Origin of the sequence: Fulvimarina pelagi HTCC2506 (assembly GCF_000153705.1) — a bacterium.
Lineage (GTDB): Bacteria > Pseudomonadota > Alphaproteobacteria > Rhizobiales > Rhizobiaceae > Fulvimarina > Fulvimarina pelagi.
In genome coordinates this window covers 228947-246249 of record NZ_DS022272.1, presented here as the reverse complement: position 1 = coordinate 246249, position 17303 = coordinate 228947, and the positions used below count along the sequence as shown (strand labels likewise).

19 protein-coding genes are annotated in these 17303 nt (G+C 61.2%); 9 read left to right on the top strand and 10 right to left on the bottom strand.

Annotation, left to right across the window (positions count from 1 at the left end; genetic code table 11):
* Nucleotides 1-206: 206 nt before the first annotated feature.
* Nucleotides 207-1580, bottom strand: coding sequence for an urea ABC transporter substrate-binding protein (gene urtA / locus FP2506_RS01130; protein ID WP_007065497.1), 1374 nt, complete (start codon nucleotides 1578-1580; stop codon nucleotides 207-209).
* 301 nt (nucleotides 1581-1881) lie between these two features.
* Here urtA and FP2506_RS01125 point away from each other — a divergent pair, with 301 nt between their 5' ends.
* The gene (locus tag FP2506_RS01125) at nucleotides 1882-2199 is read left to right on the top strand and encodes a hypothetical protein (protein ID WP_007065496.1); all 318 of its coding nucleotides are present in this window, start codon (nucleotides 1882-1884) and stop codon (nucleotides 2197-2199) included.
* 11 nt (nucleotides 2200-2210) lie between these two features.
* Here the strand turns inward: FP2506_RS01125 and olsB are convergent, their stop codons facing one another.
* The 5 genes from olsB to FP2506_RS01100 form a co-directional block, all read right to left on the bottom strand.
* Nucleotides 2211-3152 (bottom strand): l-ornithine N(alpha)-acyltransferase, encoded by a 942-nt coding sequence (gene olsB / locus FP2506_RS01120; RefSeq protein WP_007065495.1) that lies wholly within the window; start codon nucleotides 3150-3152, stop codon nucleotides 2211-2213.
* Nucleotides 3153-3378: 226 nt separating this feature from the next.
* Nucleotides 3379-4368, bottom strand: coding sequence for an acrylyl-CoA reductase (NADPH) (gene acuI, locus FP2506_RS01115; protein WP_007065494.1), 990 nt, complete (start codon nucleotides 4366-4368; stop codon nucleotides 3379-3381).
* Nucleotides 4369-4435: 67 nt separating this feature from the next.
* Nucleotides 4436-4942, bottom strand: a complete 507-nt coding sequence (gene lspA / locus FP2506_RS01110; protein WP_007065493.1) for a signal peptidase II — start codon at nucleotides 4940-4942, stop codon at nucleotides 4436-4438.
* Nucleotides 4942-5796, bottom strand: a complete 855-nt coding sequence (locus tag FP2506_RS01105; protein WP_007065492.1) for a TrmH family RNA methyltransferase — start codon at nucleotides 5794-5796, stop codon at nucleotides 4942-4944. The genes lspA and FP2506_RS01105 overlap by 1 nt, the downstream gene beginning before the upstream one ends.
* A gap of 2 nt (nucleotides 5797-5798) precedes the next feature.
* A complete protein-coding gene (locus tag FP2506_RS01100) occupies nucleotides 5799-6935 on the bottom strand; it encodes a class I SAM-dependent methyltransferase (protein ID WP_007065491.1) in 1137 nt (378 codons plus the stop codon).
* A 100-nt stretch (nucleotides 6936-7035) separates the two neighbouring features.
* On the opposite strand from FP2506_RS01100, the gene FP2506_RS01095 reads away from it, so the two are divergent.
* On the top strand, nucleotides 7036-7518 hold the full coding sequence (locus tag FP2506_RS01095) for an SRPBCC family protein (RefSeq protein ID WP_007065490.1): 483 nt from the start codon (nucleotides 7036-7038) through the stop codon (nucleotides 7516-7518).
* A gap of 173 nt (nucleotides 7519-7691) precedes the next feature.
* Here the strand turns inward: FP2506_RS01095 and FP2506_RS17805 are convergent, their stop codons facing one another.
* The 3 genes from FP2506_RS17805 to sppA form a co-directional block, all read right to left on the bottom strand.
* Nucleotides 7692-8102, bottom strand: a complete 411-nt coding sequence (locus FP2506_RS17805; RefSeq protein WP_007065489.1) for a lipopolysaccharide assembly protein LapA domain-containing protein — start codon at nucleotides 8100-8102, stop codon at nucleotides 7692-7694.
* A gap of 278 nt (nucleotides 8103-8380) precedes the next feature.
* Nucleotides 8381-8662, bottom strand: a complete 282-nt coding sequence (locus FP2506_RS01085; RefSeq protein ID WP_007065488.1) for an integration host factor subunit beta — start codon at nucleotides 8660-8662, stop codon at nucleotides 8381-8383.
* 84 nt (nucleotides 8663-8746) lie between these two features.
* Entirely contained in the window at nucleotides 8747-9685 is a 939-nt protein-coding gene (gene sppA / locus FP2506_RS01080) for a signal peptide peptidase SppA (RefSeq protein WP_007065487.1), read from the bottom strand.
* A gap of 242 nt (nucleotides 9686-9927) precedes the next feature.
* Here sppA and lptC point away from each other — a divergent pair, with 242 nt between their 5' ends.
* The 7 genes from lptC (at nucleotide 9928) to FP2506_RS01045 (ending at nucleotide 15669) form a co-directional block, all read left to right on the top strand.
* Entirely contained in the window at nucleotides 9928-10689 is a 762-nt protein-coding gene (gene lptC, locus FP2506_RS01075; RefSeq protein WP_187289012.1) for an LPS export ABC transporter periplasmic protein LptC, read from the top strand.
* A 2-nt stretch (nucleotides 10690-10691) separates the two neighbouring features.
* A complete protein-coding gene (lptA, locus tag FP2506_RS01070; RefSeq protein WP_040488796.1) occupies nucleotides 10692-11294 on the top strand; it encodes a lipopolysaccharide transport periplasmic protein LptA in 603 nt (200 codons plus the stop codon).
* A 68-nt stretch (nucleotides 11295-11362) separates the two neighbouring features.
* Nucleotides 11363-12139, top strand: a complete 777-nt coding sequence (lptB, locus tag FP2506_RS01065) for an LPS export ABC transporter ATP-binding protein (protein WP_040489266.1) — start codon at nucleotides 11363-11365, stop codon at nucleotides 12137-12139.
* Between the two features lie 144 nt (nucleotides 12140-12283).
* Nucleotides 12284-13696: an RNA polymerase factor sigma-54 gene (rpoN, locus tag FP2506_RS01060; RefSeq protein ID WP_007065482.1), complete on the top strand. Its 1413-nt coding sequence runs from the start codon at nucleotides 12284-12286 to the stop codon at nucleotides 13694-13696.
* Nucleotides 13697-13907: 211 nt separating this feature from the next.
* The gene (gene hpf / locus FP2506_RS01055) at nucleotides 13908-14480 is read left to right on the top strand and encodes a ribosome hibernation-promoting factor, HPF/YfiA family (RefSeq protein ID WP_040488795.1); all 573 of its coding nucleotides are present in this window, start codon (nucleotides 13908-13910) and stop codon (nucleotides 14478-14480) included.
* A 59-nt stretch (nucleotides 14481-14539) separates the two neighbouring features.
* Nucleotides 14540-15004 (top strand): PTS IIA-like nitrogen regulatory protein PtsN, encoded by a 465-nt coding sequence (ptsN, locus tag FP2506_RS01050; RefSeq protein ID WP_007065480.1) that lies wholly within the window; start codon nucleotides 14540-14542, stop codon nucleotides 15002-15004.
* A complete protein-coding gene (locus tag FP2506_RS01045) occupies nucleotides 15001-15669 on the top strand; it encodes a glutathione S-transferase family protein (RefSeq protein WP_007065479.1) in 669 nt (222 codons plus the stop codon). The genes ptsN and FP2506_RS01045 overlap by 4 nt, the downstream gene beginning before the upstream one ends.
* 18 nt (nucleotides 15670-15687) lie before the next feature.
* Here the strand turns inward: FP2506_RS01045 and FP2506_RS01040 are convergent, their stop codons facing one another.
* Nucleotides 15688-17286 (bottom strand): sensor domain-containing diguanylate cyclase, encoded by a 1599-nt coding sequence (locus tag FP2506_RS01040; protein ID WP_007065478.1) that lies wholly within the window; start codon nucleotides 17284-17286, stop codon nucleotides 15688-15690.
* Nucleotides 17287-17303 lie beyond the last annotated feature (17 nt).

The following is a 17303-nucleotide window of genomic DNA, read 5'->3' as shown; positions in this document are numbered from 1 at the left end:
AAACGCGAGTTGGGAGCCTGTTCACGAAGGCCGGGCGAATGATGAGAAGGCCCGACGCACATGGCGTGCAGCCCTTCGCGAGGCCTGGAACGGCCTGCAGACTTATCAAAGAGGCGGCCACCCAACGGTGCCAGGATGGCCGCCCGGAAAAGCGTCAGTCTTGGGAGGAGGAAATGGACGCGTCGATGTTTGAGAAGCAGTGCGAACTAGTTCGTCGAAGTCTCTTCGGTCTCCGCTGCAGCCTCTTCAGTTGAGGCCGCCTGTTCTGCGCCTGCGCCACCGCAGCTCTCGGTCTCGGTGTTGTAGTTGCCGCAATTGATCGGGTCGGTCCAATCGGCCATCAGCACCTTGGATTCCGGCAGGAAGTCGGACCAGGCATCGCCTTCGACGACGTCGTCGGTTTCGGACACGATGTCGAATTGGCCTTCGTCGTTAATCTCGCCGATCAGCACGGGCTTGGAGATGTAGTGGTTCTTGCCCATGACGGACGTGCCGCCGGTGAGGTTCGCCTGCTCGATGCCCGGCAGAGCGTCGATGACGGCATCGGCATCGGTCGTACCGGCCGCCTCGACCGCCTTCACCCACATATTGAAGCCGATGTAATGGGCTTCCATCGGATCGTTGGTCACGCGGTCCTCGGTGCCGATGAACTCATGCCACTTGGCGATGAAGTCTTCGTTCTCCGGCGTGTCGACGCTCATGAAGTAGTTCCAGGCGGCGAGATGGCCGACGAGCGGGCCCGTATCGATGCCGGCAAGCTCTTCCTCGCCCACCGAGAAGGCGACGACCGGGATGTCGGTCGCTTCTATGCCCTGATTGGCGAGCTCCTTGTAGAATGGCACGTTCGCGTCGCCGTTGACGGTCGAGACGACGGCGGTCTTCTTGCCGGCCGAACCGAATTCCTTGATGCGCGAGACTTCCGTCTGCCAGTCGGAGAAGCCGAACGGGGTGTAATTGACGAGGATGTCTTCAGCCGCGACGCCCTTGTCCTTCAGATACTGCTCGAGAATCTTGTTGGTCGTGCGCGGATAGACGTAGTCGGTGCCTTCCAGCACCCAGCGCTCTACGCCCTCTTCCATCAGATAGTCGACGGCTGGGATTGCTTGGGTATTCGGCGCGGCGCCCGTGTAGAAGATGTTGCGCGAGGACTCTTCGCCCTCGAACTGGACCGGATAGAATACGACGGTGTTCAGCTCTTCGGCGACCGGCAGGATCGACTTGCGCGACACCGAGGTCCAGCAGCAGAACACGACGTCGGCTTCGTCCTGGGAGACGAGCTGGCGCATCTGCTCGGCAAAGAGTGGCCAGTCGGAGGCTGGATCGACCACTACGGCTTCCAGCGGCCGGCCGAGGACGCCGCCCTTGGCGTTCTGCTCACCGATCAGCATCAGCATCACGTCTTTTAGCGTCGTCTCCGAAATCGCCATCGTGCCCGACAGCGAGTGAAGGACGCCGACCTTGATCGGGTCGCCACTTGGCGCTTCGCCAGAGGAATCCTGCGCGAAGGCGCCGGTGACGATGGCTGAGCCGACGAGAGCCGCTGCTCCCAAACGCTTCAGCCAGTTCTTCGGTGAATTCATATGAGCTCTCTCCTGCGTGATCTCCCGCTCGTCGCGGCGGGGTTACAAGAGGAAAAGCAAGCGGCGTGCCACAGCTAATTTTTGCATTGCAAAACAGGGTTCGGAGCAACCGCATCGGACTGACCAACGAAACGGCATAGCGCCACTTTGATCAAAATCTAATCACTGCCGTGAAATTTTGCTCACGATGGCGAGAGTGGAATGCATCTTACGATCCGAGCACCCAACGCCGACGATTTGTCATACGCAATGCGCCTAGGCATTTTAGCATCCTCGGACACCGCAGAGGAAAGGTGTAAGGATGAAGCGCTGGATCTTCCTCGCAGCAATTGGCGGTGCTGCATTCAACACCAGCCCTTCCTCCGCGGCGGACAGCTGCGGCTACTTCGCCTTCGCCGGCGCATTTTCAAGCTTCAGCGCTGCCGACAACCATGCAAGCCAGGTCGGCGGCGCTGCTTGGGGCGTGGACTCTTCGGACAGCCCGAATGCTGGCAGAGGTCTGTGGGTGGTCGCCATAGGGCCTGGCTCACGCAGCGATGCCAATCGCTGGCGGCGGGAATACCAGACTCGCGGGGTCCGCGACGCCTACGTCGCCCGGCGCTGTTTCTACGGCGAGTAGGCGCCCGTGTATCAGGCCGCGAAACGTCCCGCATCGGTGCCGTAATGGTTGACATAGCGCGGATTGATCCGCTCGCGCGGCAGGACAACCAGGACATCCGTCGTGCCGAACTGCTTGTCGACCACCGCGCCCTCACCGATGCAACCGCCCAGGCGTAGATAGCCCTTAAGCAATGGCGGCAGGCCCGCGAGAGCGCGCTTGGGATCTGTGGGTTGCATCGTCTCGTCGGCGAACGTGCCGCGATCGACGTGGGCGCGGACGCGCCACTCGCTCGGTGCGGACGCGACGTCGCGCAGGAATGCAAGCGAGTCGGCGATCTTTCCAGGCTCTGTGCCCTCGATCGAGGCGCAGCCGAAAAGAACGTCGATGTCGTGCCGGATCACATAAGCCCAGATACCCTGCCAGAGGAGCTCCACGGTGCGCTTGCCGCGATAGTCTTCGAGAACGCAGGATCGGCCGAGTTCCAGAAAACGGCGGCCGACATGACGCGCCAACATGGGACCAATGTCGAACTCGTGGGCTGTGTAGAAGCCACCTGCCAGCCGTGCGCCGGTATCGCGCATCAGCCGGTAGGTGCCGACGATGCGCTCGGAAATCGAACCGCCCCGCGCCTGGTCGATGACTAGGAGATGGTCGCAATAGCGATCGAAGCCATCCTTGTCGCGCCGGGTCAGCTGTTGCACGCGCGACGGCTGCGCACTCATCTCCTCGTAGAAGACGTGATAGCGCAGTTGCTGTGCGGCTTTCACCTCCAGCGGCGATCTGGCCAGCCGAACTTCCAGCGACCCGATCCGGCCAAGAACCGGAGCATTCGGATCGAAACGTTTCGCGAAATGGGCAATCTTTGCCGGTACGCCGCGAGAAAGAAAGCGCGAACCCGTGTCTTGCGATAAAGCATTGCCGTCGCTTCTCGTCCGCGACGTGCTCCGCACGGTATCAGCAACTGCAGACATTCAGTTTTACCACCCCAAGGAAACGACGCTCAACGCTTAGCTTCGCTCGGCGACATTCCGATGACGATCCTCACTCCGAGCCTTTTATCCACAAACGAAAAGCATCGCTCGCCGTTCCGCATTTCGTCAGTCGGAACGGAGGTCAAAGTGGCGGAATGCGCCGAGCTGGCTCGTCCGCGAAAGCCAGACCACGACGCGTTTCAAACCGCCTAAATCGAATGCATGCTCAGATGTCGACCACGACGCGACCGCGCACCTTGCCGTCGATCAGCGATTTCGCGGTTTCGATCACTTGGTCGAAGGAGACCTCGGAGGCGATTTCCGTCAGCTTCGCCTTATCGAGATCGCTCGACAGTCGCTGCCAAGCCTGCTCGCGGCGCGGCTTCGGCGCCATTACCGAATCAATACCGTGCAACGAGACGCCACGCAGGATGAACGGCATTACGGTCGCCGGAAGATCGAAGCCTTGTGCCAGACCGCATGCGGCCACACTGCCGTGGCGCTTGGTGCCAGCGAGCATGTTGACGAGCGTATGCGAGCCCGCGCAGTCGACGCCGGCCGCCCAGCGCTCCTTCTCAAGCGGCTTGCCCTTTTCGGAAAGCTCTTCGCGGTCCATGATCTCGGTCGCACCGAGATCCTTCAGATATTGCGACTCCGAGGACCGGCCCGTGACAGCGATCACGTTCCAGCCGAGTTTCGAGAGCACCGAGACGGCGACCGAGCCGACGCCGCCGGTCGCGCCCGAGACGATCACCGGGCCATCCTCGGGCTTCGAACCGGCATCTTCGAGCGCCAGCACCGAGAGCATCGCCGTATAGCCGGCGGTGCCGATCGCCATAGCCTCTTTCACCGAGAAGGTATCCGGCAACTTCACCAGCCATTCGCCCTTCACCCGCGCGCGCTCGGAATAGCCGCCGTAATGGGTCTCGGAGAGGCCCCAGCCGTTCAGCACGACCTTGTCGCCCGGCTTCCATTCCGCGTTACGGGACTCGATCACCTCGCCCGCAAGATCGATACCGGGGATCATCGGCCATCTGCGCACGATCGGCGACTTCCCAGTGATCGCGAGGCCGTCCTTGTAGTTGATGGTGGAGGCTTCGACACGGATGTCGACATCGCCTTCCATCAGGTCGTCCATGGTGAGTTCGGTCATTTCGACCGACTGGTTCTTGTCCTCGTCGCGGCTGATCAGGACTGCCCGAAACGTATCGGCCATGGCGCGCCCTCCCTCGTCATTACGGATCTCTTTGTTATCGAGGGAGGAAGGGCGTCGCCGCCCGAAGTCAATCGGAGGCGCTCTGCCGCTTGATCCGCCGCTCGCGCATCGGCGTCAGCACGATTTCGTCGAGCACGATCAGGAACGCCCCGACGCTGATGAAGCTGTCGGCGAGGTTGAAGACGGCAAACTCGAAAAGCGGCGTGTGGAAGAACACGTAGTCGACGACATAGCCGAGCAGGAGCCGGTCGATGAGATTGCCGATCGCCCCACCGACGACGATGGCGAGGGCGAAATGGGTGAGCTTGCGATCCGGCGGCGTCTTCACCCAGAGATAAAGGACGGCGACGAGCACGACGCCGGCAAGCAGCGCTAGCCCAAGCGGGCCCGTATCGGCGAACATCGAGAAGGCAATGCCCGTGTTGCGGGCGTGTAGAAGTGCCAGGAACGGCAGAATGGGGATTGCCTCGCCCAGCTCCATCGTCATGACGACGAGAGCCTTCACCGCCTGATCAAGAAAGACCGCGAGCACGACGATGGTGATGTTGACGAGAACGAGATTTCGCGACGGCATCACAACTCCAAAATTCCGCGCCTTGCCTCGAAGAGCATCACGCCTGTGGCTACGGCAAGATTGAGGCTGTCGGCCCGGCCGACCTGGGGAATTCGCACAAGCGTGTCGCAGGCATTCGCAAGGGCATCGGTGAGGCCGGCCTGTTCGTTGCCCATGACGAGGACCGATCCCTTCGAGGCATAGTCTGGTTTCCGGTAGTCGGTCGCCCCGCTCATATGGGTACCGATGAGCGGCGCCCTGCAGCCAGCCCGCCATTCGATGAAAGCAGCCTCGCCGACGCGCGATACCGGCACGGCGAAGATCGAGCCCATGGTGGCCCGGACGGCCTCCAGCGAGAATGGATCGACGGTCTCGCCGACGAGGACGACGCCCTTAGCGCCAACCGCATCGGCCGTGCGCAGAACGGTGCCGAGATTGCCGGGATCGCGCACCCGGTCTAGGGCAACCAGGACCTCGTTCGGCTTCGGCGCGAGCCTTTCGAGCGGGACCGTCTTCTTCCTGAAAACGCCGACCGCGTTCTGCGGGTTGTCCCGCCGGGTGATCGCTTCGAGCACCTTGTGATTGGCCTCGATCAGATCGGCGCCGAGCGCCACAGTGCGGGACGCGGTCTTGTGGAGCAGCGCGCTATCCTGCGCGGCCCGCGCGACGACGAGCGTCTCGATCTCCCAGCCGGCGTCCAGCGCGTCGATGACCAGCTTCAGCCCTTCGGCGAGGAACAGCCCGGTCTCGTCGCGATGCTTCTTCTGAACGAGCGCGCGGATGTCCTTGACGATCGGATTGGCCGTGCTCGAAATCTCTTTCACCCGGCCGGGGGCGGAAACGCTGCGCTTCGGTGCGTCATGTCCGGTGTTCATCGTCAGGCCGTCCAGCGTGCGAAAAGGGATGTGGAGAGGAGCCGCGCATCCGCGCCGTCTTCGGCAATCAGAAGCTCGCCGGCCTCGATCCGCCCACCCATGCCCCGGAATTCCTCGCGGGCGAGTTCGGCGAGGGAATAGAAGGAGGAGCGGATCGAATAGGCGGTGAGTATCGCGAATAATGCCCTGTCCGAAAGAAGCATGCGGACGAGGCCGAGGAGATAGGGCAGGTCTTCGAGGATCTGCCACACCTCCCCCTTCGGCCCACGCCCGAATTTGGGCGGATCGAGCAGGATCGCATCGTAGCGGTTGCCGCGCTTCACCTCGCGCTCGCAATAGCGGACCGCATCCTCGCAGATCCAGCGGATGGGAGCGTCGTCCATCTCCGCAAGCGCCTGGTTCTCGCGCGCCCAGCCGATCGCCTTCTTCGAAGCATCGACATGGGTCACCTCGGCGCCGGCACGCGCTGCAACCAGCGAGGCGAGCCCAGTATAGCCGAAGAGGTTGAGCAGCTTGACCGGCCGCTTCGCCGCGCGGACGGTCTCATCGACGAAGGCCCAGTGGGCCGCCTGTTCGGGAAAGACGCCGGTGTGGCGGAAGCTCGTGAAGCGGCCGTGAAAGGCGAGGCGTTCGTAGCTAAGCGGCCAGGTTTCGCCAAGCGGTTCGCCCGTAAAGCGCCAGCGCCCGGTCCCCTCCTCGTCCATGTCGCCGGTGAAGATCGCATCGGCGCGCTCCCAGTCGGCTTCGGATGCCCGTCTCGGCCAGATCGCCTGGTTTTCCGGTCGCCGGATGGTGAGCGGGCCGTAGCGCTCCAGCTTCTCGCCGGCGCCGGAATCGATCAGGGCATAATCGTCGGTCGCTGCGACCGTGAGGATGACGGGTGCCACGATCCCTGGCCGATCGCCCGTCGCCGGCGGGATCCCGATCCGCTCGCGCGGAGGATTTTCGGCCTCGGCTTTCGGCTGAGAGCGAGTCTTCGACTTTTCGGTCAGCCCACGCGGCCGCATACCACGGTCGCGGCCCGCCCCGCGGTCCCTGTTACGGCTCTGTTTTGCCTCTGATTTCCCGCGTCCACGCGCCACGCGCTCACCGCCTCGTTCGAAAGATCGATCGTCGTTCTTTGGTTCAACGCGCTGCATAAACGCTGGTTTTGCCCTTGGCAAAGCGATCAAAGAGGAGAAACTAAGGACAGGTGCGACAATCTAGCCGTCGCAGCGCAATCTCGATCGGGAGGACATCATGGAACTCAAAGGCGAATATCGCTTGCCGGCCAGCCGCGAGACGGTCTGGAAGGAACTGAACGATCCGGAGACGCTCCGCCAGTGCATTCCGGGCTGCGAGAGCCTGGAGAAGAACGACGAGGACGACACGATGAACGCCCTGGTCAAGGTGAAGATCGGGCCGATGAAAGTGTCGTTCAAAGGCGAGGTCCGGCTCGAGAACATCAACGCGCCGGAGAGCTATTCGATCGTTGGCGAAGGCAAGGGCGGCATCGCCGGCTTCGCCAAGGGCCGCGCAGACGTTCATCTGCAGGAAGCCGGCCCGGAAGAGACGATTCTCACCTATCAGGTCGACGCGCAGGTCGGCGGGAAGATGGCACAACTCGGCGGCCGACTGATCGAATCGACGGCGAAGAAGCTCTCGTCCGAGTTCTTCGACTGCTTCGCCAAGCGAATTGCGGGCGAAGACGCGGTGGTCGAGGGCGAGACCGTCACCGCGTGAAGCCACGCGGTCTTCATGAGCTACTAAGACGAAGCCCGGCATCGAACCAATCGCCGGGCTTTGCTTAATTTAGGCTGCCTACAAAACCTGCAGAAACACTGCGCCATTCGGGCCGCGGAAAAAAGAATACTAAAGCGACGTTAATAGCGCCTAAGTCGGCGGCATCACGCTTCTTAATGCGCCTCGATCATGCGCGAAGAAGAAGTCGGCGCACCCGCGATCGACGGCTGCTGCGGCATATTCCGCTCGGCGCTGGTGCGCTCGACTCGCTCCTGGCGAAGGCGCTTCAATGCTTCGGCCTGCTCCTGCTTTTCCCGCTCCATCTTCTCCATCTCGAACTTGCGGCGCCAAGAGTCTCGGCGATAGGTGCCTTCGGATATCCAAGTGAAGATGCATCCGAGCACGACGCCTGCGAGCGCTGCCGAGATCATGATCAAGGAGAGCGGGATCGAGAAGGTGAACTGGGGCATCGTGCCGAATGGATCGAGGGTAAGGTCGACCGGTCCACGGTTGATCACGAGAAAGGTCACGATCGGGACAGCCACGAGCAGCAGGACGACGACGGTCAGGACGCGGGCTATCATTCTGGGTCTCTCCATCCCTTGGCGGACATTCGTTTATCAGTCGTGCGGACCGTGCCTGGTCCGCGCGTCGCGTCCAAGGAAATGCTGCCGAGGACCGGTCTGTCAATCACATACGCCCCCAAAGCAGCCAACGATCGTTCGAGGAGCAGTTCCGCAAGCCGGTAGCCTAATTCAAACGGCAATACGGGATGCCAGAGCATCTTCGTACCGGATCGACCAAACCTGAGCCAATCTTTGCCGGGAAAAGCGCCTCGAGATACGCAGATGGAGCGTAACGGTCAGGCCTCGTTCAACCGCTCGCGTAATTCCTTGCCCGGCTTGAAGAACGGCACCCATTTCTCGGACACCTCGACCGCCTCGCCTGTTCGCGGGTTACGCCCGGTGCGTGGCGGGCGGTTCTTGACCGAGAACGCGCCGAAACCGCGAAGTTCGACACGATTGGATTCGCAGAGCGCTTCGGTAATCTCGTCGAAGATCGCGTTCACGATCATTTCGACGTCGCGCTGATAGAGGTGTGGGTTCCGGTTCGCTATGACCTGGACCAGTTCGGACTTGATCACGCCTTTAGCCTTTGATTGGTTTCTCTGCGCCCTTTCAGGCGCGTCGCGAGGGAGCACCACTAGGCAGATAACGAAGGATACACGTTAAGTTGAAGGCTGCCAGAGGGACACCAATCCGTCAAGCTCCAAAGAGCGCACCGAAATTGGAATCGACTGTGAGAGACCAAACGACGTTCCGAGAGCGGCAATACTTTCAGTGAGGAAAGAGAGTGGCGTATCCTCGTCTTCGGGCTCCCGCTCTACGAATTCCAAGCCTTTGGGGATGTCACGATCGTCCTCGAGCCATTGCCGGATAATCTCTTCGCCGCCGATCGCGTCGACGAGCTTGCGTTCCACGCCTTGGCGTCCGGAGAATACCGAAGCGTCGTCGACGGCAGCTAATTCGGACCGCGATAGGCCGCGACGCTCCCCCACAATATCCCTGAACCAGGCGTATGTATCCATGATCAGTTCGTCGATCATTTCGAGTGCTTCGGGTGGCGCAGGTCCAAACGGCGAAGGCTCTGCTTTGATCGGCGAGGACTTTCTGGCATCGACCTCGACCCCGATCTTGTCGAGGAGAACGGACGCGTCGGCGTACTGGAAAAGGACGCCGATCGAGCCGACGATGGATGTCCTTCGCGCGACGATATGATCCGTCGCAGCCGCGACCATGTATCCGGCGGATGCGGCAAGCGTTCCGACTTCGGCAGCGACGGGTTTCACTTCGGCGATCTCTCGCACGGCTTCGTAGAGAGCCTCGCCGCCGACGGTCGTTCCGCCCGGTGAGTTGATCCGTACGACGACGGCGAGAACTTCTTCCTCGGTCTTCAGTTTGTCTAGAAGCTCAAGCATCTTACGATCTTCGGTGATCATACCTTCGATCGAAACCCTGGCGATCTGATCACCACCCGTAGGCTGTGCGAGATTGGCGAGTACGCCCACCGCGACGGCAAGCAGAACTGCCAGAACGGCCGCGACTCGCCAAAAGGTAACCTTGCGCCGAAGGGATCGGCGGTCGATTAAACTGTCTGAAACGGACACTGTGGAACATCCTTCGGTTCGCTGACGGGCGGTCCATCAGGGTGCGGATCGCTCTTTCCTGCATCCTGCCCGACCGTCTTGTAAAGTGCGCCGGGGGCGCGGCAAAGACTCGCAAAGATCCACGAAGATGATTATGATGCACACCTGCCTCACAATTCCCGTAAAGTTCAGCGATTGCGCGCTTGCGGCGAAGCGTCATCATGGGCGCTCAAGAATTCACCCCAGGCGAGGGAATATCTGATTTGACGGATAGCCGCAGTAACAGGGATGGCGAAGAGGTTCGCGCAGACGCGACCGTCCATGCCGTACAGCCACAGATCAGTCCCGCGATGAAGCGGGAGTTCGAACGCGCCGCGCGTTCCCAAAAGCGCGTGCGAGTGTTGAAGATCGTACTTCCGCTGATCGGGGGAATCATCGTTCTCGGAGGCATCGGCGTTACGATGTTGGCGCGCGCGATCCCGGACGACGTACGCATCACTGGCGCATCGATCGAGGATGGCCGGGTGGTGATGGATGATCCACGCTTATCCGGGGTCGATTCCAACGACCGGCCGTTCGAACTCGTCGCTCAAAAGGCGATGCAAGCTATCACTGGCGGCGCCATCGATCTGGAAGGCATTGACGCCAAGGTCGCGGTCAGTGACGAGACGAAGGCCTTTATCCGCGCCTCATCGGGCCATTACGATCCGAACGCCCAGATGCTCAAACTCGCGGGTGGGATGAGCGTCGAAACCGACGATGGCCTGCAGGTTGAAATGAAGTCGGCCGGTATTGATCTCGGTCAAGGTACCTTGACGACCGAGGAGCCGGTTCACATCAGGACCGCCGACCAGGAGATACGTGCAAACGGCATGTCTTTAAGCGAGAACGGTGACCGGATCCGATTTTCCGGGGGCGTGTCGATGAAGCTCAATCCAGCTTCGGCCGATAGGATCACCCGCGAAGCCTCGAGCGACGACCCGCGCCTTGCGGAAGCGGCGCCCATCGATCTTGGAGACCAATGAATATGCGCCTTCCGACCGCGGCTCTTTCCGCATCGCTCATCGCGGGCACTGCAGTCATGCTGTCATTTCCGGTCTACGCTCAGCAAGGCGGCCTCGGCAACAATTTCAATGGCCTCCAGCTGGACGGCGATCAGCCGATCTCGATCGAGTCGAGCACACTCGACGTCGACGACAAGGCGGCGATCGCGACCTTCACGGGTAACGTGTCGGTAGCGCAAGGGCCGACTCAGCTTCGCACTGGCAAGCTCGTCGTTCACTACAACAACAGCGGTAGCGGTCAGTCCGGCGCTTCGTCCGGGTCGAGTGCGCTGCCGGGCGGATCGAGCTCGATCGAGCGCCTTGAGGCTTCAGAGAAGGTGTACGTCAAGTCCGAGGATCAGGTTGCGACGGCTGAACGCGCCTCTTTCGACATGGCGAGCAATGTCGTCGTCATGACCGGCGACGTCGTCCTGAGCCAGGGCGAGAACGTTGCGGAGGGCTGCCGCCTAACGATCCAAATGGATACCGGCCAGGCGCGGCTCGAATCGACCAATTGTGACGGCTCGGGCAGCGGCGGCGGTGGCCGTGTCCGCATGATGCTTACGCCGGAAGATAATTCGAATTGACCTTGGACGAACGTTCCGAGCGCCGCCTTCGTCCGTCCGTCGACAGCCGGAATGACATCAACGGCGCAATGACCGAAGGAGCATCGGCACCCGTCGTCGACGCGGTTCCGCAGCCCGGGGATCGCAGCGTTCTCGCCGCTTCAGGCCTTACCAAGACCTATCGCGGGCGTCGCGTCGTCGATCAGGTCGGCCTGTCGGTGAAGCGCGGCGAAGCAGTCGGTCTGCTCGGGCCAAACGGCGCCGGCAAGACCACATGCTTTTACATGATCACGGGCCTTGTTCCCGTCGATGACGGCGTCATCATGCTCGATGGCCACGATGTGACGAAGGTCCCGATGTATCGCCGCTCGCGGCTCGGCATCGGCTATCTACCGCAGGAAGCGTCCATCTTCCGCGGACTCAGCGTCGAGGACAATGTACGCGCCGTGCTCGAGGTTTCCGAACCAGACAAGGTCAAGCGTGAGCAAGAGCTCACTTCGCTGCTCGAAGAATTCCATATCGATCATCTGCGCAAGCAGGCCTCGACCTCTCTGTCGGGCGGTGAGCGGCGCCGCTGTGAAATCGCCCGTGCGCTCGCCTCCAAACCCACCTTCATGTTGCTCGACGAGCCCTTCGCCGGTGTCGATCCGATAGCGGTCGCCGACATCCAAGCGCTCGTCCGGCATCTGACCCGCCGCGGGATCGGCGTCCTGATCACAGATCACAATGTCCGCGAGACACTCGGCCTCATCGACCGAGCATATATCATGCATGCCGGTGCGGTCCTGACCCATGGCAATCCCAAGGACATTGTCGATAACGCCGATGTTCGCCGCTTTTACCTTGGTGACCAATTTAGCTTTTGATGACCGGACGATCCTTAGCGTCCGCGTTGACATCACTCACCTGCTCGCGCTTTCCTGAAGCCGTGTCGTGCGACGGCTGCCGCTTCGCGCTCGAACCGGTTTCAATTCTAGAGCGGCGTGAGGACATCGGGTCGGACAACGCTCATGGCGCTCGCGGCTAAACTTCAGTTCCGGCAGAGCCAGTCGCTGGTGATGACGCCGCAGCTTCTGCAGTCGATCCGCCTGCTGCAGTACGGCCACGGCGAACTGAAGACGTTCCTGGAAGCCGAGATCGAGCGTAATCCTCTGCTCTCCATGGCGCCGGCCAAACCACTGTCAAAGTCGATCCAGGCGGTTGACGGACCGCAGCCTGGCGAGGGATCGGCGATGCCCTCGCGTTCCGAACGCTATGGAGGCACCTCGGGGTCCGGCCAGCGGTTCGATGGTCTCGATACCGGATTTGCGAATGTTGCCGACACCAACATTTCGCTCCTTGGCCATGCCCTCGCGGAGGCGCGTGACATCGCCGGGAGTAACGACACGCGAACCATCGCCGAGGCGTTCGCCGACGAACTCGATGAGAACGGCTATTGCCGCTGCGATCCGGCGGAATTCGCGATAGCGAACGGCTTCGATCCCGACCGGACCACCGAAGTGCTCCTCAAGCTGCAAGCAGAAGCCGCTCCGGCCGGACTGTTTGCACGCAACCTTAAGGACTGCATGGCGATACAGCTGAAGCGCCGGAACAGATACGACCCGATCATCGCCAAGGTGATCGACAATCTGGAGCTTTTGGCAAACCGCGATTTCGCGGCACTGCGGCGCTTGACCGGCGAGGACGATCACGGCCTTCTCGACATTCTTGCCGAGATCAAGTCGCTCGACCCGAAGCCTGGCCACGCCTTCGACGGCAGAGGCGGCGAGGGCATCGAACCAGACGTCTTGATCAGCGCCGATGGCGAGGGCGGCTGGGTCGTTGAACTTAACCCTGCCACCCTGCCCCGCGTCCTGACCGACCGGACCTATCTGAAGCGGGTGCGAAAGCACGCGGCGACCGAAGAGGAGAGGAGCTTCCTCTCCGAATGCCTGCAATCGGCGAGTTGGCTTGAGCGAGCGCTGGAAAGCCGCGCCCAAACGATTATGAAGGTCGCCGAGGAAATCGTGAAGCGTCAAGGCGGTTTCCTGGTCGAAGGTATCAGCGGCATGAAGCCGATGACCCTCGCCGCAGTCGCCGACGCAATCGGCATGCATGAATCGACGGTGAGCCGGGTTACCAACATGAAGTTCGTCGCGACTCCGCGCGGCGTCTTCGAGATGCGCTTCTTCTTCACCCGCGCGATTGCCGCCGCCAACGGTGGAGACGCCCACTCCGCAGAGAGCGTGAAACTCAGGATCAAGCGGCTGATCGATGCCGAAGTGCCGGGCAAAGTCCTGTCGGACGATGAAATTGCTGCGATCTTGAAGAAGGAGGGGATCGATCTTGCGCGGCGCACGGTTGCGAAATATCGCGAGGCGCAATCGATCCCGTCATCGATCCAGCGACGTAGAGAGCTCAATGCGCGACGCCTCGCATCGTGATCATGGCACCGCCGTAACAGGCCGAACCGCCTCTGCCCCTGCCGCGTTGACATCTCGCGAGGCCGCTCATAGAAGGCGCCACCTTCGAAACGTCCCTATATTCCAATGATGCGGGGACCGAGAAAAGCGTCTAGGGTGTCCTTGCGCCAGTGTTTCGCGACCTTGCAAGACAGGTCGCGAGTGTCGTTGAAGATGCTAAAAGGATAGCGTGATGGCTATACGTGTTTCGGGCAAGCATATGGAAGTGGGCGAGGCATTCCGGACCCGGATCGAGGACCGCTTGAGCGAAGCAGTAAATAAATATTTCGATGGCAATTTCTCCGCTACAGTTGTCGTTGCCAAGGACGGCAGCCGATACTCATGCGATTGCGTCATTCATCTCGATACCGGCGTCGTCTTCCAGGCTCAGGCTCAGACACATGATCCAGAGTCGAGCTTCATCGAAGCCTCCGAAAAGTTCGACAAACGCCTGCGCCGTTACAAGCGCAGACTGAAGGACCATAACGTCAACGGCGGGCACAAGACGCTCGCCTATCAAATCATGGAAGCCATCCCGGAGGAGACCGAGGAACTCCCGGAAAACTATGCGCCGGCTATCATCGCCGAAACGACACTGAACATCGGCACCCGGTCCGTCGCGGACGCGGTCATGGAGCTCGACCGCCAGGATGGTCCGCTCGTTCTCTTCCGCAATGCCAATTCGGGAGACATCAACATCGTCTTCCGCCGGACCGACGGCAATGTCGGCTGGGTCGACCCCTCTTCCTATTCGCAGGAAGCGTGAGGAACAGGCAAGGTTCCTGACGGAACTTGCTTCGCCTGAGAACACGAGAGGTCGTTTTCATGGATTTTCGAACGCTCATAGAGCCGGCGGCAATCTTGCCCGCCCTCAAGGCAACGTCCAAGCGTCAGGTCCTCCAGGACATGGCGACAAAGGCAGCTGAGCTGATCGGACGTCCAGAGCGGGAAATCCTGGAGACCATTCTCAATCGAGAGAAGCTCGGCTCTACCGGAGTCGGCAACGGGATCGCGATCCCGCACGGCAAGCTTCTCGAACTCGACCGGATCACCGGTGTGTTCGCGAGGCTGCAAAAGCCAGTCGATTTCGACGCGCTCGACGAAGAGCCCGTCGATCTCGTCTTCCTCCTCCTGGCGCCGGAAAGTTCCGGCGCCGACCATCTGAAGGCACTCTCCAAGGTCGCTCGTCTTCTGCGCGATCCGGACACGGTCGCGAAAATCCGTAGCTTCCAGGATGCCGGATCAATCTATTCGACAATGGTGCGGTCAACGACGCAGAACGCGGCATGAGCGAGACGCTCACCGTCCATCACCTCAACAATTCCCGATCCCAACGCATACTCTGGCTCTTGGAAGAGCTCGGACTCGTCTACGAGGTCCGCCACTATCGGCGTGAGCCGGATATGCGTGCGCCCGAAGAATTGCGCGAGATCCATCCCCTCGGCAAGTCGCCGGTCGTCACACATGAGAAGCGGATGATCGCCGAGACCGGCGCGATCATCGAATACATTCTGTCGCTAGCGCCGGACCATGGCATGATGCCCACCGAAGGCTCCGAGCATTACTGGCAGGCACGCCATTTTCTGCATTACGCCGAGGGCTCCGCGATGCCGCCCCTCTTTCTGAGTTTGGTGCTCGGCATGATCCCGGAGCGCGCGCCCTTCTTCATCAAATCGATGCTTTCAACTGCAATGGAGCGGGTGGAAAGTTCGTTTGTAGCGCCTGAAATCAACAAGCATCTCGACCACTGGGAAAATGCGATCGGGGAGAGCGGCTGGTTTGCCGGGCCGAACCTCAGCATCGCCGACGTCATGATGAGCTTTCCAGTGGAGACCGCTGGCAAGCGGTTCGGCTACGACAGGCACCCGAAACTGCGAGAATTTCTCGGCCGCATTCACGAGCGCGATGCCTATCGCCGTGCGCTGAAGCGCGGCGGGCCTTACGACTACGCCTGACACGCTCGACGGCGCTCCTCAGCGGCGCCGTTCCCGCTTCGATTTGGAGTAAAAGGCGCGCTTGGCCTCGTACATGGCGCAATCAGCGCGCTGCGTCGCTTCCTCAAGCCTCTCTCCTTCGCAGGCCGTCGCAATTCCCATCGAGAAGGATAATATCGAGCCGCCATAGAACTGGTTGTTGATCTCGACCAGTTCCTCGATCTCGGCGATGAGCTGCCGCCCGTCCGTCTCGTCAGCCGACGGCATCAGGATGATGAACTCGTCGCCGCCGACGCGCGAGACCTGGCACGGCCGCTTCACGGTTTCGCGCAGCACCTCGCCGGCCCGGCGCAGAAGCGCGTCGCCCGCCGCATGGCCGAGACTATCGTTGACGCTCTTCAACCCGTTAAGATCGGCGACGATCACCGTCACCGGCGCGACGCCCCGCCGCTCCAGCCGGTTCAGTTCGTCGTCGAAGAAGGAGCGGTTGTTGAGCTTGGTGAGAATGTCGTGTTTGCCGAGATATTCGAGATAGGCCTCGGCCTTCTTGCGCGCGGTGATGTCGGTCAGCGCGACCTGCACCAGCGACCAGTTGTCCTCGTGCCCCGGAAACACCGAGAACTGCATGTGGAGATGCAGAGTCTCGTCTTCGAGCGTATAGTTCACGACTTCACGGCACTGAAACAGCTTGCCGCTCCATAGCTCGAAGAGCTGCTCCTTGAAGTGTGGGCGCATGTCATCGCGAAAGACTTCGGTCAGCCGCGACAGCAGATCGTTCTTGTCCCTCGCTGCGAACATTTTCAGCGTGTGGCGGTTGACGTCCACCACGTGGATCTCGCTCATGCAGCGCTCGACGAACTCCGGATGGACATCGAGGAAAGTGCGGAAATCCTCGACTCCACGTTGGCGGACATCGTCGATCAACTCCCTGATACCACTGAAATCTTCGACCCAAAGCGAAATCGGCGAATGCTCGAAGAGGCCCCGCGCGAAAGCCTCGCTGCGCCCGAGCCGCCGCAGCGCCACTTCGCGCTCGGTGACGTCTTCGGTCGATACGAGCATGCGGCTCCAGTCGTGCTCGTAGCCGGGCACCATACGGCCCTTGACCTGAACGTCGAGGCGTCGGCCGGTGAGTGTGTAGTTGACGCCCTGGCTTTCGAAGGCTTCGCCGCCTTCCCAGAGCTGGATGAGCTCTTCGGTGTGAGTCTGGAACATGTCGCCGGAAAAGACCGTCGACAGGTTGGCGCTCAAATGCTCGAAACTCTTGGCCTCGAAGACATCGAGGGTTTTCGCATTGACGGCGATCGGGCAGATGGCCTGCGCCGCTTCAGCCGCGATCTCGGGGTGCCGAAGAAGGTGTTCCCGCAGCGAGACGACGCCTTCGCGGCGGCAGCGGTCGAGGATCGTCTTCACGCCGCTGAAGTCTTCCAGCCAAAGCGGGACCGGCGCCAGCTCGAACACCGCACCGGCGATGCCGTTGCCTCCCCGGTCAAGAGCGCTTGCGAAGTCGTCCGCGAACACGGTCTCTCCTAAGGAAGTTTTCGTCATCGGTCGTCCCCTGATATCCGAGCTTCGGTCGTCATCGACCAGACGGAAAAAGGCGTCGCCCCGGATCGAGCCACGCCCGGTACGCATCATCGGACACATTCCTTATC

Excerpts from the sequence above, each read along its gene's own strand:
- FP2506_RS01040 (WP_007065478.1), bottom strand. The coding sequence starts at position 17,286 with ATGATGCGTACCGGGCGTGGCTCGATCCGGGGCGACGCCTTTTTCCGT.
- urtA (WP_007065497.1), bottom strand. The coding sequence starts at position 1,580 with ATGAATTCACCGAAGAACTGGCTGAAGCGTTTGGGAGCAGCGGCTCTC.
- FP2506_RS01105 (WP_007065492.1), bottom strand. The coding sequence starts at position 5,796 with ATGAACACCGGACATGACGCACCGAAGCGCAGCGTTTCCGCCCCCGGC.
- FP2506_RS17805 (WP_007065489.1), bottom strand. The coding sequence starts at position 8,102 with ATGATAGCCCGCGTCCTGACCGTCGTCGTCCTGCTGCTCGTGGCTGTC.
- lptB (WP_040489266.1), top strand. The coding sequence starts at position 11,363 with ATGACCGAAGGAGCATCGGCACCCGTCGTCGACGCGGTTCCGCAGCCC.
- olsB (WP_007065495.1), bottom strand. The coding sequence starts at position 3,152 with ATGTCTGCAGTTGCTGATACCGTGCGGAGCACGTCGCGGACGAGAAGC.
- FP2506_RS01125 (WP_007065496.1), top strand. The coding sequence starts at position 1,882 with ATGAAGCGCTGGATCTTCCTCGCAGCAATTGGCGGTGCTGCATTCAAC.
- FP2506_RS01045 (WP_007065479.1), top strand. The coding sequence starts at position 15,001 with ATGAGCGAGACGCTCACCGTCCATCACCTCAACAATTCCCGATCCCAA.
- lptA (WP_040488796.1), top strand. The coding sequence starts at position 10,692 with ATGCGCCTTCCGACCGCGGCTCTTTCCGCATCGCTCATCGCGGGCACT.
- rpoN (WP_007065482.1), top strand. The coding sequence starts at position 12,284 with ATGGCGCTCGCGGCTAAACTTCAGTTCCGGCAGAGCCAGTCGCTGGTG.
- hpf (WP_040488795.1), top strand. The coding sequence starts at position 13,908 with ATGGCTATACGTGTTTCGGGCAAGCATATGGAAGTGGGCGAGGCATTC.
- ptsN (WP_007065480.1), top strand. The coding sequence starts at position 14,540 with ATGGATTTTCGAACGCTCATAGAGCCGGCGGCAATCTTGCCCGCCCTC.
- lspA (WP_007065493.1), bottom strand. The coding sequence starts at position 4,942 with ATGCCGTCGCGAAATCTCGTTCTCGTCAACATCACCATCGTCGTGCTC.
- FP2506_RS01095 (WP_007065490.1), top strand. The coding sequence starts at position 7,036 with ATGGAACTCAAAGGCGAATATCGCTTGCCGGCCAGCCGCGAGACGGTC.
- acuI (WP_007065494.1), bottom strand. The coding sequence starts at position 4,368 with ATGGCCGATACGTTTCGGGCAGTCCTGATCAGCCGCGACGAGGACAAG.
- FP2506_RS01100 (WP_007065491.1), bottom strand. The coding sequence starts at position 6,935 with ATGCAGCGCGTTGAACCAAAGAACGACGATCGATCTTTCGAACGAGGC.